We start from the raw sequence: 15,382 nt of genomic DNA on the forward strand, positions 1-15,382 counted from the left end.
ATATCGGCAATTGCGCGACGAAATGCAAGTGCGCAGGCAAATCGGCGCGATCACACAAGAGATTCGCTTGCAGCCCCGATGTAGCCGCTCTAGCGTTCATGGTTTGAGTAAACCAAGAAAAGCAAGGGAAACGCCGATGCTGCCGGGCCTGAAGGCCGGATTCACGCTGGATGCCCGGCTGGAGGCGGACAGCGAGCAGTTGATGTGGCTTGGGCTGTGCGAATTGCGGGTGATGAACGATCGCCGCTGGCCTTGGCTGCTTCTGGTGCCGCAGCGGCCAGGAGCGGAAGAAATCCACGACATGACGCCGCTCGACCAGGCGATGCTGACCTTCGAGACCAATATGGTGGCGCAGGCGCTGAAGAAAGTGACCGGCTGCACCAAGATCAACACCGGCGCGCTCGGCAATATCGTGCGTCAATTGCATATCCATATCGTCGCACGGTCCGAAGGCGATCCCGGTTGGCCCGGCCCGGTGTGGGGGCACGGCCTGCGCGAGCCCTATCAAGGTTCCGACCTGCGCCGGTTTGCCGAAACGATAAGGGCGGCGCTATAAGCCTTCCCCAGTGTTCATCCCAAAGCATCCAGAGTCCGCATGAGCTTCCGCCTGTTTGACGCGCCTTTGCGCGAGCCGAGCCAGTTCGTCGGCTTTGCCGGCAACACGATCGACCGGCAATCCGAGAATCGCGCCGACGATTCGGTCGACAAGGCGCTGGCGGATCCAACGACGCGGCTGCTTTTGATGAATGGCGGCCGGCTCCACTTGAAGCTCGGCCAGGGCGACCGCCTGGACCCATGGTTCGGCGCCGCCGACAGCGAGCCCTTCAAGCCTTCCTTTGCCGGGGCTGTGCTGCTCGGCTTTTCCGAACAGGGGCCGGTGCTGGCGATGCCAGTCGCAATCGACGCCGAACAGTTGCCCGAGACCGTCAAGGCGATCGACTACCGATCGGTCTATATGCAAGGGCTCATCGACGAGGCGGCCGCCGGCGCCATGGCGCAAGGGGCTGCTCTGCTCGCCTGGCATGCCAGCCATCGTTTCTGCAGCAAATGCGGCACCGAATCTCAAATCCGGGCCGGCGGTTACAAGCGGCATTGCCCGAATTGCGGCACCGAGCATTTCCCGCGCACCGACCCGGTGGCGATCATGCTGACGGCCACGCGGGAGAAATGCCTGCTCGGGCGCGGCCGGCATTTCGCGCCGGGCATGTATTCCGCGCTTGCCGGCTTCATCGAACCGGGCGAGACGATCGAGGCGGCGGTGCGCCGCGAAACGCTGGAGGAGGCCGGCATCCGGCTCGGCCGCGTCGTCTACCACGCCAGCCAGCCCTGGCCGTTCCCCTATTCACTGATGATCGGCTGCTTCGGCGAACCGCTCAATGAAGACATCCAGGCCGACCTCAACGAGTTGGAAGACTGCCGCTGGTTCGGCCGCGACGAGGTGCGCCTGATGCTGGCCCGGGAGCATGCCGATAACCTGGTCACGCCGCCGAAAGGGGCGATCGCGCATCACCTGATCCGCGCCTGGGTCGACAGCGAATAGCCAATACTGGAAGTCACTGCAGGAGAGACAAATGATCCGGCACACCGTCGTCTTCACGCTGAAGCATGCACCGCACTCGCTCGAGGAAAAGCGGTTCCTCGTCGATGCCAAGAAAATCCTCACCGCGATCCGGGGCGTCACGCATTTCGAACAGTTGCGGCAGATCAGCCCCAAGAACGACTATCGGTTCGGCTTCTCGATGGAGTTCGCCGACCAGGCCGCCTACACCAGGTACAACGACCATCCCGACCATGTCGCCTTCGTGCGCGACCGCTGGGTGCCGGAGGTCGAGAAATTTCTCGAGATTGACTATGTGCCGCTGGGCGCGGTGATTTGAGCATGATCCCGAAAAGTGGGAACCGGTTTTCTCGGACAAACGGTTTCCGTTTGTCCGAGATCATGCTCAACAGCGATCAGTCCGCCACCTTCCACTGCTCGCGCGACTCGCTGGCCGGGTAGACGCCCAGGATGCGCACCTCGCGGGAGAAGAAGCGAAGCTCGTCCAGCGCCAGCTTGACCAGCGGATCGTCGGGATGGCCCTCGATGTCGGCGTAGAACAGCGTCGCCGTGAAGGCGCCGAGCTGGTAGCTCTCCAGCTTGGTCATGTTGATGCCGTTTGTGGCGAAGCCGCCCATAGCCTTGTAGAGCGCCGCCGGCACGTTGCGGACGCGGAAGATGAAGGTGGTCATCATCTTGACGTCCGGTGAAGGGCGCTCAGCCCACTGCTTGCTCTTGGTCAGGACGACGAAACGGGTGACGTTGGAATCCGTGTCCTCGACATTCTCCTCGATGATGTCGAGCCCGTAGAGCGTCGCGGCCAGCGTCGGCGACAGCGCCGCCATGGTGCGGTCCTTGACCTCGGAGACCATCTTGGCCGCACCCGCCGTGTCGCCGGCGACGACCGCCTTCCAGCCGTTCTTGCGGATGTATTTGCGGCACTGGCCAAGCGCGTGGATGTGGCTATGCACGGTCTTGATCTCGTCGCGCCTGACGCCGGGCAGCACCATCAGCTGGAAATGGATCGGCAGGAAATACTCGCCGACGATATGCATCCTCGATTCGGGCAGCAGATGGTGGATGTCGGCGACGCGTCCGGCGATGGTGTTTTCGATCGGGATCATGGCGAGATCGGCCTTGCCGGTCTCGACTGCGTTGAAGGCATCCTCGAAAGTCGGGCAGGGCAACGGCTCCATCGAGGGATAGACGTTGCGGCAGGCGGTGTCGGAATTGGCGCCCGGCTCGCCCTGGAAGGATATTCTGTTGGTCTTTTCAGGCATGGGCCGGGTCTCGATTCAAGGGGTCGAAGGGATCTCGGTTTACGGGGACCGTCAATTTGCCAGGATCATCCTGGCGCGCTCAAGGTCTTCCGGCGTGTCGACGCCGAGCGGCAGCGACTGGACGATTTCGGCGTCGATGCGCATGCCGGCTTCCAGCGCCCGCAACTGCTCCAGCCGCTCGCGGCGCTCCAGCGGCGATGGTTTCAGCGCGACGAAGCGTTCGAGTGCCGCGCGGCGATAGGCGTAGAGGCCGACATGGTGATAGAGTGGCCCCTCGCCCCAAGGTGCTGTGGCGCGGGTGAAATAGAGCGCCCTCAGCCTGGTGGCCGACAGCGGCGACCCGACGATCTTGACGACGTTGGGATTGGTCTTTTCCTCCTCGCGGACGATCTCGACGCCGAGCGTGGCGATATCCACCGCCGCATTCTCGAACGGCCTTAGCGAAGCGGCGATGATACCGGGATCGATGGTCGGCAGGTCGCCCTGGACATTGACGATGGTTTCCACCTTGCGCCCGGGATCAAGCGCGACCAGCGCCTCGTGGATGCGGTCAGAGCCGGATTCATGGTCGATGCGCGTCATCACCGCCTCGAAACCATGCGTGCGCACCGCTTCGGCGACGCTTTGCGTGTCGGTCGCCACCACCACCCGGCCGAGGCCGGCTTCGGCCGCGCGGCGGGCGACATGGACGATCATCGGGGCGCCGGCAATGTCGGCCAGCGGCTTGCCCGGCAGGCGGGTGGAGGCCATGCGGGCCGGGATCAGGATCAAGGTGGACATCGCTATGGCAAGGCGTTCGAAAAGAGGAGGGGAAAAGTGGCAAAAGGTCTCACTGGCAGCGCCCTTATAGGTGTTGCAACGCCCGAGCAAAAGACCTAGTTTCCGCCCGATTTGACCGGCTCTGGAGGGCAGGTCTCGATACCGACGGACGGAGTGGACGGTTCGGTCCGCCGGAAAAGGGAGCAAGGGGCGTATGGATTCCAACGAAGTCAACAAACTGCTCGCCGGATTGCTCGGAACCGTGTTCGTCGTTTTCTCGGTCGGCCTGGTGTCGGACGCGCTGTTTGCCTCGCCGGCCCCGGAAAAGCCCGGCTTCATCATCGAAGCCACGGAGCCCGCCGAAGGCGGCCCGGCGGCACCCGCCGCCGAAGCCAAGCCGATCGCCGATCTGCTGCAGACCGCCAATGTCGAGGCCGGCGCTGCCGTGTTCAAGAAGTGCCAGGCCTGCCATTCCGGCGAAAAGGGCGGCCCCAACAAGGTCGGCCCCGATCTGTGGGACCTCGTCGACCGCCCGGTCGCCGAGCATGAAGGCTTTGCCTATTCGGCCGGCATGAAGGAATTTTCCAAGGGCGGCACCGAGAAGTGGACCTACGACAACATCAACCACTTCATCACCTCGCCGAAGAAGTTCGTGAAGGGCACGGCCATGGGCTTCGCCGGCCTGCCCAAGGACGAGGACCGCGCCAACGTCATCGCCTATCTGCGCACGCTGTCGGACAATCCCAAGCCGCTGCCGGCACCGGGTGCCGCGGCCGACGCAACGGCGCCGGCCAAGCCGGCCGATGCAGCCGCTCCGGCCAAGCCTGCGGCTCCGGCACCGGCCGCGCCGGCCAAATAACCAAGTTGTCATGGAAGCGTTCATAGAAAAGCCGGGTTCTGCCCGGCTTTTTCGTTAGGAAAAACGCATATGCGGCGACAAAGCCGCGCATGGCGGTTTTCACGCGCGGCAAATCATCTAGATTGCCTTTCTGGATGATCTGGCACGCATCGCGAAGAGGATAGTGCATGACGGTTGGCCGAACGCTTCTCAAGTCGCTGCTGGCGGCGGGCCTGCTGGCGGCGGGCTTGCAAGCGACCCGAGCCGACGAGTGGCGCACCACCTCATCGCTGATCGGCCAATCCAAATACGGCGACAATTTCCAGCACTACGACTACGTCAACCCGAACGCGCCCAAGGGCGGCACGTTGAATTCGGTGGTGCTCGGCACATTCGACAGCTTCAATCCCTATATCGTGCGGGGATCGCCGGCGGCGGGTCTCTTCGGATTCGGCGGCGGCCTGCTCTACGACACGCTGATGGAGCAGGCGACCGATGAAGGCAGCACCAGTCATCCGCTGATCGCCGACGCCTACAAATATCCTGATGACTATTCCTCGGCCACATACCGGCTCGATCCACGCGCGAAATGGCATGACGGCCAGCCGATCACCGCCGACGACGTGATCTGGTCGTTCCAGGTGCTGAAGGCCAACAGCCCGCAATACAGCCGCTATTTCGAGAATGTCACCGACGCGGTGGCGATCTCCGACCGCGAGGTCGAGTTCCATTTCAACCAGAAGGGCAACCGCGAACTGCCGAAGATCATCGGCGACCTCGCCGTCCTGCCAAAGCACTGGTGGGAAGGCACCGACGCCAGCGGCAAGAAGCGCGACGTCACCAAGCCAACGCTGGAAATTCCACTGGGTTCAGCCGCCTACAAGATCGCCAGTTTCAAGCCGGGCTCGGAAGTCGTCTGGCAGCGCGTGCCGGACTATTGGGCGGCCAAGCTGCCGGTGAAGATCGGCCGCGAGAATTTCGACACGCAGCGTTTCACCTATATCCTCGACGACAATGCCGCATGGCTGGCTTTCACCAAGGGCGGACTGGAAGATCTCAACCGCGAATACAGCTCGCGCAAATGGGCGACGGCCTATACTTTCCCGGCCATCAAGGCTGGCGACGTCATCAAGGAGAGTTTCGAGAGCCACTCGCCGCAGCCGATGCAGGGCTTCGTCCTCAACCAGCGGCGGCCACTGTTCCAGGACCGGCTGGTGCGTGAGGCGCTGACCATTCCGTTCGATTTCGAGTCGATGAACCGCACCCTGTTCTTCGGCTTCAACACCCGCACATCCAGTTATTTCCAGGGCACGGACCTGGCCTCAAGCGGACTGCCGCAAGGCAAGGAACTGGAAATCCTGGAAAAGTATCGCGACAAGCTGCCGCCAGAGCTCTTCACGCAAGAGTACAAGCTGCCGGTCTACGATTCGCCGCAAGCGGAACGGAAGTACCTGAAACAGGCAGTCGACCTCTTCGCCAAGGCCGGCTGGGTGATCAAGGGCGGCAAGATGGTCAATGCCAAGACCGGCGAACCGTTCAAGTTCGAGATTCTGGGCTGGAACGACACCGACCAGGTGATCGCCAGCCCCTACATCGCCAATCTGCGCAAGATCGGCGTCGACGCCTCGTTGCGCATCATCGACCAGACGCAGTACGTCAATCGCGTCACCCATTTCGATTTCGACGTCGTCACGGGTCTGTTCGGGCAATCAGATTCGGCCGGCAACGAGCAGCGCGATTTCTGGAGTTCGAAGGCCGCCGACACGCCGGGCTCCCGCAATCTGATGGGCATCAAGGACCCGACCGTCGACGCGCTGGTCGACCGTGTCATCTTCGCCACCGACCGCGAGGATCTCGTCGCAGCCACCCATGCGCTCGACCGTGTACTTTTGTGGAATTTCTACGTCGTGCCGCAATATTACCGCTCGGCGATCTGGCTGGCTTACTGGAACAAGTTCGGCATTCCCGAGAAGCAGCCCGCCTATGCCGGCTATGATCCCGACTCCTGGTGGATCGACCTCGACAAGGAAAAGGCACTGGCGGCCAAATACAAGGGTGGCAATTGATGGGGCGGCGATCGATGGCAGTGCTGCCCCGCCGCGGCTTCCTGGCATTGGGCGGCGCCGCCGCTGCCGCGGCCTTGCTGCCGGGCAAAGCCTTCGCCGACATTGCAACCGGCACCAAGCTGCATGGGCTCTCCGCTTTCGGCGACCTCAAATACAGACCGGATTTCACCCATTTCGACTATGTCAATGTCGACGCGCCGACTGGCGGGATCTTCAATTTCTCACCACCGAACTGGGGCTACAACCAGGACACACAAACCTTCAACACGATGAACTCCTTCGCCGACAAGGGCGATGCGCCGCCGCGCATGGAGATGTGTTTCGATGGGCTGATGGTGCGGGCACTCGACGAACCGGACGCCGTCTATGGCCAGATCGCCGACGGCGTAACGCTGTCCGACGACCGGAACTCCTTCACCTTCTCGCTTCGCCCGGAAGCGCACTTCCATGACGGGTCACCACTGACGGCGCAGGACGCCGCCTTCACCTTCAAGCTCTACAAAGACAAGGGCCACCCCGACCTGTCGCTTTCCCTGACGCACATGGTCGAGGCCGTTGCCGTCGACGACCGCACGCTGCGGCTTACTTTTTCCGGCAAGCAATCGGCCCGCACCGTGCTCAACGTCGTGGAGTTCCCGATCCTGTCGAAGGCCTTCTACACGGCCAATCCGTTCGACTCTTCGCAGTTGAACCCGCCGCTTGGCTCCGGCGCCTACAAGGTCGGGCGCTTCTCGGCCGGCGCGTGGATCGAATATGAGCGGGTGGCGGACTATTGGGGCCGCGACCTTCCGGTCAATCGTGGCCAGAACAATTTCGAGCGTATCCGCATCGAGTTCTACCAGAACCGCACAGCCGGCTTCGAAGCCTTCAAGAAGGGTGAAATCACCTACCGCGAGGAGTTCACCTCGCGCGTGTGGGCGACGGCGTACGACTTCCCGGCACTGACCGCCGGCAAGGTGATCAAGCACGAATTCCCGGCCGAGAAGCGGCCGACAATGCAGGGAACGGCGGTCAACCAGCGGCGTGAACAGTTTCGCGATCCGCGCGTGCGCCAGGCGATCGCGCTCTGCTTCGATTTCGAGTGGACACGACGCAACTTCTTCTACGGCTCCTACGAGCGCTCGCAATCCTGCTTCGAAAAATCGGATTTTCGCGCTGAAGGTGTGCCATCGCCGCAAGAGCTGGCGCTGCTGGAGCCGCTGCGAAGCCAGGTGCCAGCGGCGGTCTTCGGCGAGGCGGTAACCCAGCCCGCGTCCGACGGCTCCGGCCGCGACCGCAAGCTGCTCGGCCAGGCGGCAAAGCTTCTGGCCGCAGCCGGCTGGAAACGGTCGGGCGATTTCGTCGTCAACGGCAAGGGCGGCAGGCTTTCGGCCGAATTCATGGTCGACGACGACACCTTCGTGCAAGTCTATTCGCCCTGGGTCGCCAACATGAAGGCGATCGGCATCGACGCCACGATCCGACTGGTGGATTCGGCGCAATACCAGGCCAGGCAGGCGACGTTCGATTTCGATCTGCTGTCAGCTGCTTTCTCGTTCACAGCGACACCGACGCGGGACGATCTCGAAGGCTTCTTCCATTCCAGGACGGCCAACCTCTCCGGTTCACGCAATCTGCCGGGCACGTCAGACCCCGCGATCGATGCGCTGATCGGCGCAGTGGGCGCGGCAAAAGACCGTGAAAGCCTGACGGTCGCAATGCGGGCGCTCGACCGGGTCTTGCGCGCGCGGTGCGATTGGATTCCTAGTTGGTTCCTGGCGAATCACCGAAGCGCCTATTGGGACATGTTCGGCTTTCCTGAGCAAAAACCCGATTTCGGCTTTCCGGTCGAGGCGCTGTGGTGGGTCGATAAGGGCAAGGCGGCAAAAATTGGCAAAGGCTGAGATAGCAGTCCAACGCGGGCAGGACGCCTGATGGGCGCCTATATACTGCGCCGCATCCTTTTGATGATCCCGACGCTGTTCGGCATCATGGCGATCTCCTTCGCCGTCATCCAGTTTGCCCCAGGCGGCCCGGTCGAGCAGGTCATCGCCAAGCTGACCAACCAGGGCGGCAGCGACCGCCTCGGCGGTGGCGGCGGCGATGCGGGCGGCTCCAACTTCGATGTCGCCGGCGATGTCAGCTCGAAATACCGCGGCGCACAGGGCCTCGATCCGGAATTCATCAAGAAGCTGGAGAAGCAGTTCGGCTTCGACAAGCCGCCGCTCGAGCGCTTCGGCATGATGCTGTGGAACTACGCCCGCTTTGATTTCGGCAACAGCTATTTCCGCGATATCTCGGTGCTGGACCTGATCCTCGAGAAAATGCCGGTTTCAATTTCGATCGGGCTTTGGATCACGCTCCTGTCCTATCTGATCTCCATCCCGCTCGGCATCCGCAAGGCGGTGAAGGACGGCACGCCTTTCGACATCTGGACGAGCGGCGTCGTCATCGTCGGCTATGCCATTCCGGGCTTCCTGTTCGGCATCATGCTGATGGTGCTGTTCGCCGGCGGGTCCTTCTGGGACTGGTTTCCGTTGCGCGGCATCGTCTCGGACAATTGGGACCAGTTGTCCTGGCCAGGCAAGATCGTCGACTATTTCTGGCACATGACCTTGCCGCTGACGGCGCTGGTGCTGTCTGCCTTCGCCACCACGACGCTGCTCACCAAGAACTCGTTCCTGGAGGAGATCCGCAAGCAGTATGTGGTAACGGCGCGCGCCAAGGGCCTTTCGGAGCGGCAGGTGCTCTACGGCCATGTCTTCCGCAATGCCATGCTGATCGTCATCGCCGGTTTCCCCGGTGCCTTCATCTCGGCCTTCTTCACCGGCTCGCTGCTGATCGAGAACATCTTTTCGCTCGATGGCCTCGGCCTGCTAGGCTTCCGCTCGGTGGTCGAGCGCGACTACCCGGTGGTGTTCGCCAACCTCTACATCTTCTCGCTGCTTGGGTTGTTTGTCGGATTGCTGTCCGACCTCATCTACACCTGGGTCGATCCGCGCATCGATTTCGAGCGGAGAGACGTCTGATGTCGGAGGCCAGTGCCACGGCGGAGACGGTTCCCGCGCGGATCAAACGGCCATTTCTGTCGCCGCTCAACAAGCGTCGCCTGCAGAATTTCAAGGCCAACCGGCGCGGCTACTGGTCGTTGTGGGTTTTCCTCGTCCTGTTCGTGCTGTCGCTGTTTGCCGAATTCATCGCCAACGACAAGCCGATCATCGCTTCCTACAAGGGCGAGATCCTGTTTCCGGTGCTGGTCGCCTATCCCGAGGAAAAATTCGGCGGCTTCTATGCCGTCACCGACTATCGCGATCCGGTGATCCAGGACGAGATCAACGCCAATGGCTGGATGATCTGGCCTCCGATCCGCTATTCCTACCAGACCGTCAACAACGCCATTCCGGAAGCAGCACCGGCCAAGCCGTCGTGGGAATATGACGCCAAGATGCGCTGCAACCAGTATCCGCAAGGGGCCGCCGATCCGGCCTGTATCGTCGGCAACTGGAACTGGCTCGGCACTGACGACCAGGCGCGCGACGTCTTGGCGCGCGTCATCTACGGCTTCCGCATTTCGGTGCTGTTCGGCCTGATCCTGACCGCCGGCTCGGCTCTGATCGGCGTCGGCGCCGGCGCCTTGCAGGGCTATTTCGGCGGCTGGACGGACCTGCTGTTCCAGCGCTTCATCGAAATCTGGTCCGCGATCCCGGTGCTTTATCTGCTGCTCATCGTCGCCGCCATCCTGCCGCCGGGCTTCTTCATCCTGCTTGGGCTGATGCTGTTGTTCTCCTGGGTGGCGCTGGTCGGCGTGGTGCGGGCAGAGTTCCTGCGCGCCCGCAACTTCGAATATGTCAACGCGGCCCGGGCGCTCGGCGTGCCCAATCGCACGATCATGTTCCGGCATCTGTTGCCCAACGCCATGGTGGCGACATTGACCTTCCTGCCCTTCCTGCTCTCTGGCTCGATCTCGACGCTGACCTCGCTCGACTATCTCGGCTTCGGCCTGCCGCCGGGTTCCGCCTCGCTCGGCGAACTGCTCAAGCAGGCGCAGCGCAACCTCAATGCTCCGTGGCTCGGCATTTCCGGCTTCGTCGTCATTTCGCTGATGCTGTCGCTGCTGGTCTTTGTCGGCGAGGCAACGCGCGACGCCTTCGATCCGCGCAAGACGTTCAAATGAGCCAAGTGCCTCTGCTCAGCATACAGGACCTCAGCGTCGCCTTCAGCCAAGGCGGCGGCCAGTCTGTCGCCGTCGACCACATATCGTTCGACATCGCCAGAGGCGAGACAGTGGCGCTGGTTGGCGAATCCGGCTCCGGCAAATCGGTGTCGGCGCTGTCCGTGCTGAAGCTCCTGCCCTATCCGACGGCCAGCCACCCCTCGGGAAAGATCCTGTTCCAGGGCGCCGACCTGCTGGCCATGAACGAGAAGCAGTTGCGGCAGGTGCGCGGCAACAAGATCACCATGATCTTCCAGGAGCCGATGACCTCGCTCAATCCGCTGCACACGATCGAGCACCAGATTGTCGAAATCCTGAAGCTGCATCAGGGCATGGCCGACCGCCCGGCCAAGGCACGCACGCTGGCCTTGCTCAAGGAAGTGGGTATCCGTGAGCCGGAAAAACGCCTCGACGCCTATCCGCACCAGCTGTCCGGCGGCCAGCGGCAGCGCGTCATGATCGCCATGGCGCTGGCCAACGAACCGGAGTTGCTGATCGCCGACGAGCCGACGACGGCGCTCGACGTCACCGTGCAGGCACAGATCCTCGAATTGCTCGCGGGCCTCAAAAGCCGCAAGGGCATGTCGATGCTGTTCATCACCCATGACCTCGGCATCGTGCGCAAGATTGCCGACCGGGTCTGCGTTATGACCAAGGGCAAGATCGTCGAGGCCGGACCGACCAAGGACATCTTCGCCAACCCACAGCACGCCTATACCAAGCATCTTCTGGCGGCCGAGCCTAAAGGCAAGCCGCCGGCGGCCAATGCCGGCGCCAAGCCGGTGATGACCGGCAAGGACATCAAGGTCTGGTTTCCGATCAAGCAGGGCTTCTTCCGGCGCACCGTCGATCATGTGAAGGCGGTCGACGGCATCGATGTCACCGTGCGCGCCGGCCAGACGCTGGGCGTGGTCGGCGAGTCGGGTTCGGGCAAGACGACGCTCGGCCTGGCACTGGCGCGCATGATCTCGTCGACCGGGACCATCCAGTTCAACGGACGCGACATCAACCAGCTGACCTTCAACGCCATGCGGCCGCTCAGGCGCGAATTGCAGATCGTCTTCCAGGATCCGTTCGGCTCGCTCAGCCCGCGCATGTCGATCGCCGAGATCATCGAGGAAGGGCTGAAGATCCACGAGCCGAAGCTGTCAGCCGATGAGCGCGACGACAAGGTGGCGGCCGTGCTGAAAGAGGTCGGCCTCGATCCGGAGACCCGCAACCGCTACCCGCACGAATTTTCCGGCGGCCAGCGCCAGCGCGTCGCCATCGCACGCGCCATGGTGCTCAACCCGCGCTTCGTCATGCTGGACGAGCCCACATCGGCGCTCGACATGAGCGTGCAGGCGCAGGTCGTCGACCTCCTGCGCAATCTGCAGGCCAAGTACGACCTCGCCTATCTCTTCATCAGCCACGATCTCAAGGTCGTCCGGGCGCTTGCCAACGACGTCATCGTCATGCGCAATGGCCGGATCGTCGAGGCCGGCCCTTCCCAGCAGATTTTTGAAAATCCGCAAACCGACTATACTCGGGCACTGATCTCGGCCGCCTTCAAGATAGAGACGGCGCCGGTTGGCATCGTCAGCGAGTAATTTGCATAAAAAAGGACTAGAATACCGCGATGGAAAAAGGCCGCATCCTGCTAGCCGTCACCGGCTTTCATCCGCAGCGCTGGCGCGACCTTTTGTCGGCCGAGCGCGAGGTGGTGCTGGAGCCGGACGGCGCCAAGGATCCGTCTATCACCTATGCGGTGGTGTGGAAGCAGAAGCCGAACCTGTTGTCGTCGCTGCCCAATCTGCGCGCCATCTTCTCGATCGGCGCCGGCGTCGACCATATCTTCGCCGACCCCGGCCTGCCCGACGTGCCGATCGTCAAGGTCGTCGCCGACAACCTCACCCAGTACATGACCGAATATGTCGTCTGGCGGGTGCTCGATCATCATCGCCAGGGCTTGCTCTACCGGCAGCAGCAGCAAAAAAAGATCTGGCACGAGCCGCAACAGAGGCCGGCCGGCGACATTTCCGTCGGCATAATGGGGCTCGGCAATCTCGGCCGCGCCGCGGCCTCGGTGCTGCTGTCGCTCGGCTTCGCGGTCAATGGCTGGTCGCGCAACGACCGGCCGATGCAAGGGGTCGCGACCTATTCCGGCGAGGTCGGTTTGATCCCCTTCCTCAAGGCGACCGATATCCTTGTCGTGCTGTTGCCGCTGACGCCGGACACACAAGGCATCATCAATTACGGCGTGCTGAAGGAATTGCGCAAGCGCAATGGCCTCGGCGGCTCGGTGCTGATCAACGCCGGACGCGGCCGCCTGCAGAAGGACGCCGACATTGTGCGGGCGCTGGATGACGGCACGCTGAAGGAGGCGAGCCTCGACGTGTTCGAGGTCGAACCGCTGCCCAAGACCAGCCCGTTGTGGAACCATCCAAAGGTGTTCGTGACGCCGCATGCCGCGGCGACCTCCGATCCCATGCATCTGGCGCCGATCATGCTGCGCCAGATGGACGCCTTCGAGCGCGGCGAAAAGCTCGAGAATCTGGTGGACCGCAAGGCGGGGTATTAGCCAGGATACTTACCTGGCAAGATCCCACTGCCCGAAGCATCGCTTGATTTCCCTCAAGGACGATAGCTGCAGCTTTGGCAGGTCGAGCTCTTCGAACATCGCCTGGTATCTCTGGCGGTTTTTCGGCGTGGTCACGGCAATATGGTGGATCATGTCCCATTTGACGCTGTCGCGCCTGCCCTCCAAGGCACCGCGCCTGTTCGTCTCAAACCAGCTTCGCTTGAAATAGCGCAGCAGACTTGCCGGGGTGGAGATATCCAGCAGGATCAATCCCGTCGCCCGCTGAAAGCGTTGCGGCATGCAGATCGAGTAATTCCCGTCCATGACCCAACGCTCGCCGGCGATCGCGGCGTCGTGCAAGGCAATGAATTCGCCTTTTGGACGCGGCTCCCAGTCGGTGTTGGGCAGATGATGAAGCAGATCGAGGTGAACGGGCTCCAGGCCACGCTTGCGGGCAATCGCGTCGGCCAGGGTCGACTTGCCGCTGTTGGACGGCCCCAGAATGCAGATGCGGTCGCCAAGATCCGAGAGTTTCATCCGATCGCACCTTCAGGAGAACGCGGCCTGCTGTCCGCGACAAAGTCCCGGCCAATAGCTGTTTCGTATCTTCAACTGGGCAGAGCGAGCTTCTTCTTCTGATTGTCCGGCTTGCCGCAGTCGCGGCGCTCGATCGACCGGTTCATGGCATCGATCTCGCCTGCCGCCTTGTCGCTGTCGCGCTGGGCTTTGGAGCGCATGTCGGGCGTGAACGGGCCAAAACCCATCGCGGGATTGTAGAAGGTCGGCTTTGCGGTCACCGGAAGGTTGTTCTGCTGCGCCAGGTCATTGCGCTGCACCAGCAACTGATCGCATGGCACGGTGTCATACTGCAGGGAGGACTCGATGTTGGCGTCCTGGCGTTCGGACATCGAATTGCCGACGCAGCCGGCCGTTGCCAGGCAAGATGCCAAGATCATCATGTGCCAGCGCATCGAATATGCTCCCTCCTGATATTCCGCGCGCGCGCGCCCCGTGTTAACCGCGCACGCGATTCGGGCTTTTTCGCAGCAGAAGCTTCACCGAGACAAGTGGGGCAGTACCCCTTTGAGGTTGGGAAGGATCGCCGCATTGACCCGATTGTGAACGCTTCAGGCTGCGTGGACTTCCCCGGCCACAACGACCAGCCCGTCGACCGGTTCCCGACGATCCTGCCGGATCACGGTTGTTTCCAGGGACAGGATCGAAAATCCGTTGGCGGCCAGGATTTCACGCACATAGGTTTCAGAGTGCGCGTAGCGGCGCGATGGCAGCAACACGAAATCGCCACTGCCGCTCAACCTCTCTACGGAAAAGGCGAACAGGCCATTCTCGGCCAGCAAGCCGGCGATCGTCTTCACCATGCCGTCGAGCGCGCCGACATAGATGAAGACGTCTGCTACTGTCACCAGCTCGGCCTTCGGGCCGGCATAGGAAAAATCCCGCAGATCGGCCTTGCCGAGGAAATCGTAGACGCCCTTGGCCCGCGCCCGTTTCAGCATTCCGGTCGAAATGTCATAGCCCTCAAGCCGGCCGGCAATCGGCCGCAGCCTCTGCCCCATCAGGCCGGTGCCGCAGCCGAGATCGAGCGCCAGCGGGAAGCGACCCGGCCTTGCCGTTCGAATCGCCTGATCCAGCAGCTCAGGCAGCCGGTAACCCAGCTTGTCGACCAGTGATTCATCGAAGCTCCCGGCGTAGTGGTCGAACAGTGTTTCAACGAAAGCGCTGGGGAGCGCGTCGGACACCGGCGCCTTGCCGATCAATTGCAGGTACGGCGCAGCACCCTGACGATCCGTCGGATCGAGTTGCAGCGACACCCTCCATGCCTGCGCGGCCAGATCCGATGCACCCGCCGCCTGCTGCATTTCGCCGAGACGAAACCAGCCCATCGCCCATTGCGGCGTCAATTCGAGTGCTCCGAGCAGCAATTCCGCCGCAGCGGCGTGATCGCCATCCGCAAAGAGCATTTCGGCATAATCGGCGCGGCGATCGGCGTTCAAGTCGCCGGACGAGGCCTGAAGCGGTTTCATGTCATGGGTCCTATCGGCGCATGAGGCCGATGGTGCTGTATGCTGGAGTCAGCAGTCCGTGGCAACAGACTTCCCGCAACGGAATTATATCCTATCTTGGGGACC

15 protein-coding genes are annotated in these 15,382 nt (G+C 62.4%); 10 read left to right on the plus strand and 5 right to left on the minus strand.

Annotated elements, in window-relative coordinates; genetic code table 11:
• Window positions 1-136 precede the first annotated feature (136 nt).
• The 3 genes from JN279_RS00305 to JN279_RS00315 are packed head-to-tail and all read left to right on the plus strand — an operon-like array spanning window position 137 to window position 1,877.
• The gene (locus tag JN279_RS00305) at window positions 137-556 is read left to right on the plus strand and encodes an HIT family protein (protein WP_096453256.1); all 420 of its coding nucleotides are present in this window, start codon (window positions 137-139) and stop codon (window positions 554-556) included.
• A 39-nt stretch (window positions 557-595) separates the two neighbouring features.
• On the plus strand, window positions 596-1,540 hold the full coding sequence (nudC, locus tag JN279_RS00310) for an NAD(+) diphosphatase (RefSeq protein WP_096453254.1): 945 nt from the start codon (window positions 596-598) through the stop codon (window positions 1,538-1,540).
• A 31-nt stretch (window positions 1,541-1,571) separates the two neighbouring features.
• Window positions 1,572-1,877 (plus strand): Dabb family protein, encoded by a 306-nt coding sequence (locus tag JN279_RS00315; RefSeq protein WP_095198416.1) that lies wholly within the window; start codon window positions 1,572-1,574, stop codon window positions 1,875-1,877.
• A 76-nt stretch (window positions 1,878-1,953) separates the two neighbouring features.
• On the opposite strand, the gene JN279_RS00320 is transcribed toward JN279_RS00315, so the two are convergent.
• Both JN279_RS00320 and JN279_RS00325 read right to left on the minus strand, forming a co-directional pair.
• A complete protein-coding gene (locus JN279_RS00320) occupies window positions 1,954-2,817 on the minus strand; it encodes a prephenate dehydratase (RefSeq protein WP_096453252.1) in 864 nt (287 codons plus the stop codon).
• 51 nt (window positions 2,818-2,868) lie between these two features.
• Complete coding sequence (locus JN279_RS00325) at window positions 2,869-3,597, minus strand: 3-deoxy-manno-octulosonate cytidylyltransferase (RefSeq protein ID WP_202351719.1); 729 nt, start codon at window positions 3,595-3,597, stop codon at window positions 2,869-2,871.
• A 193-nt stretch (window positions 3,598-3,790) separates the two neighbouring features.
• Between JN279_RS00325 and JN279_RS00330 the strand changes: the two genes are divergently transcribed.
• From JN279_RS00330 to JN279_RS00360, 7 genes are all read left to right on the plus strand, one after another.
• Window positions 3,791-4,435 carry a c-type cytochrome gene (locus JN279_RS00330; protein ID WP_096453248.1) on the plus strand — a complete coding sequence of 215 codons (645 nt, stop codon included), beginning with the start codon at window positions 3,791-3,793 and terminating at the stop codon, window positions 4,433-4,435.
• Between the two features lie 167 nt (window positions 4,436-4,602).
• Complete coding sequence (locus JN279_RS00335; protein ID WP_202351720.1) at window positions 4,603-6,480, plus strand: extracellular solute-binding protein; 1,878 nt, start codon at window positions 4,603-4,605, stop codon at window positions 6,478-6,480.
• 14 nt (window positions 6,481-6,494) lie between these two features.
• On the plus strand, window positions 6,495-8,363 hold the full coding sequence (locus JN279_RS00340) for an extracellular solute-binding protein (protein WP_202351721.1): 1,869 nt from the start codon (window positions 6,495-6,497) through the stop codon (window positions 8,361-8,363).
• 30 nt (window positions 8,364-8,393) lie between these two features.
• Entirely contained in the window at window positions 8,394-9,488 is a 1,095-nt protein-coding gene (locus JN279_RS00345) for a microcin C ABC transporter permease YejB (protein WP_202351722.1), read from the plus strand.
• Window positions 9,488-10,633 (plus strand): ABC transporter permease, encoded by a 1,146-nt coding sequence (locus JN279_RS00350; RefSeq protein ID WP_096453241.1) that lies wholly within the window; start codon window positions 9,488-9,490, stop codon window positions 10,631-10,633. Before JN279_RS00345 ends, JN279_RS00350 begins: the two co-directional genes overlap by 1 nt.
• Window positions 10,630-12,261, plus strand: a complete 1,632-nt coding sequence (locus JN279_RS00355) for an ABC transporter ATP-binding protein (RefSeq protein WP_202351723.1) — start codon at window positions 10,630-10,632, stop codon at window positions 12,259-12,261. Before JN279_RS00350 ends, JN279_RS00355 begins: the two co-directional genes overlap by 4 nt.
• A 29-nt stretch (window positions 12,262-12,290) precedes the next feature.
• Window positions 12,291-13,232 carry a 2-hydroxyacid dehydrogenase gene (locus JN279_RS00360; RefSeq protein WP_202351724.1) on the plus strand — a complete coding sequence of 314 codons (942 nt, stop codon included), beginning with the start codon at window positions 12,291-12,293 and terminating at the stop codon, window positions 13,230-13,232.
• Between the two features lie 9 nt (window positions 13,233-13,241).
• Here the strand turns inward: JN279_RS00360 and JN279_RS00365 are convergent, their stop codons facing one another.
• From JN279_RS00365 to JN279_RS00375, 3 genes are all read right to left on the minus strand, one after another.
• Window positions 13,242-13,769 carry an AAA family ATPase gene (locus JN279_RS00365; RefSeq protein WP_202351725.1) on the minus strand — a complete coding sequence of 176 codons (528 nt, stop codon included), beginning with the start codon at window positions 13,767-13,769 and terminating at the stop codon, window positions 13,242-13,244.
• Window positions 13,770-13,840: 71 nt separating this feature from the next.
• A complete protein-coding gene (locus tag JN279_RS00370) occupies window positions 13,841-14,203 on the minus strand; it encodes a hypothetical protein (RefSeq protein WP_202351726.1) in 363 nt (120 codons plus the stop codon).
• Window positions 14,204-14,359: 156 nt separating this feature from the next.
• The gene (locus JN279_RS00375; RefSeq protein WP_202351727.1) at window positions 14,360-15,277 is read right to left on the minus strand and encodes a class I SAM-dependent DNA methyltransferase; all 918 of its coding nucleotides are present in this window, start codon (window positions 15,275-15,277) and stop codon (window positions 14,360-14,362) included.
• Window positions 15,278-15,382 lie beyond the last annotated feature (105 nt).

It is taken from the genome of Mesorhizobium sp. 113-1-2 (genome assembly GCF_016756475.1).
Classification (GTDB): Bacteria; Pseudomonadota; Alphaproteobacteria; order Rhizobiales; family Rhizobiaceae; genus Mesorhizobium; species Mesorhizobium loti_C.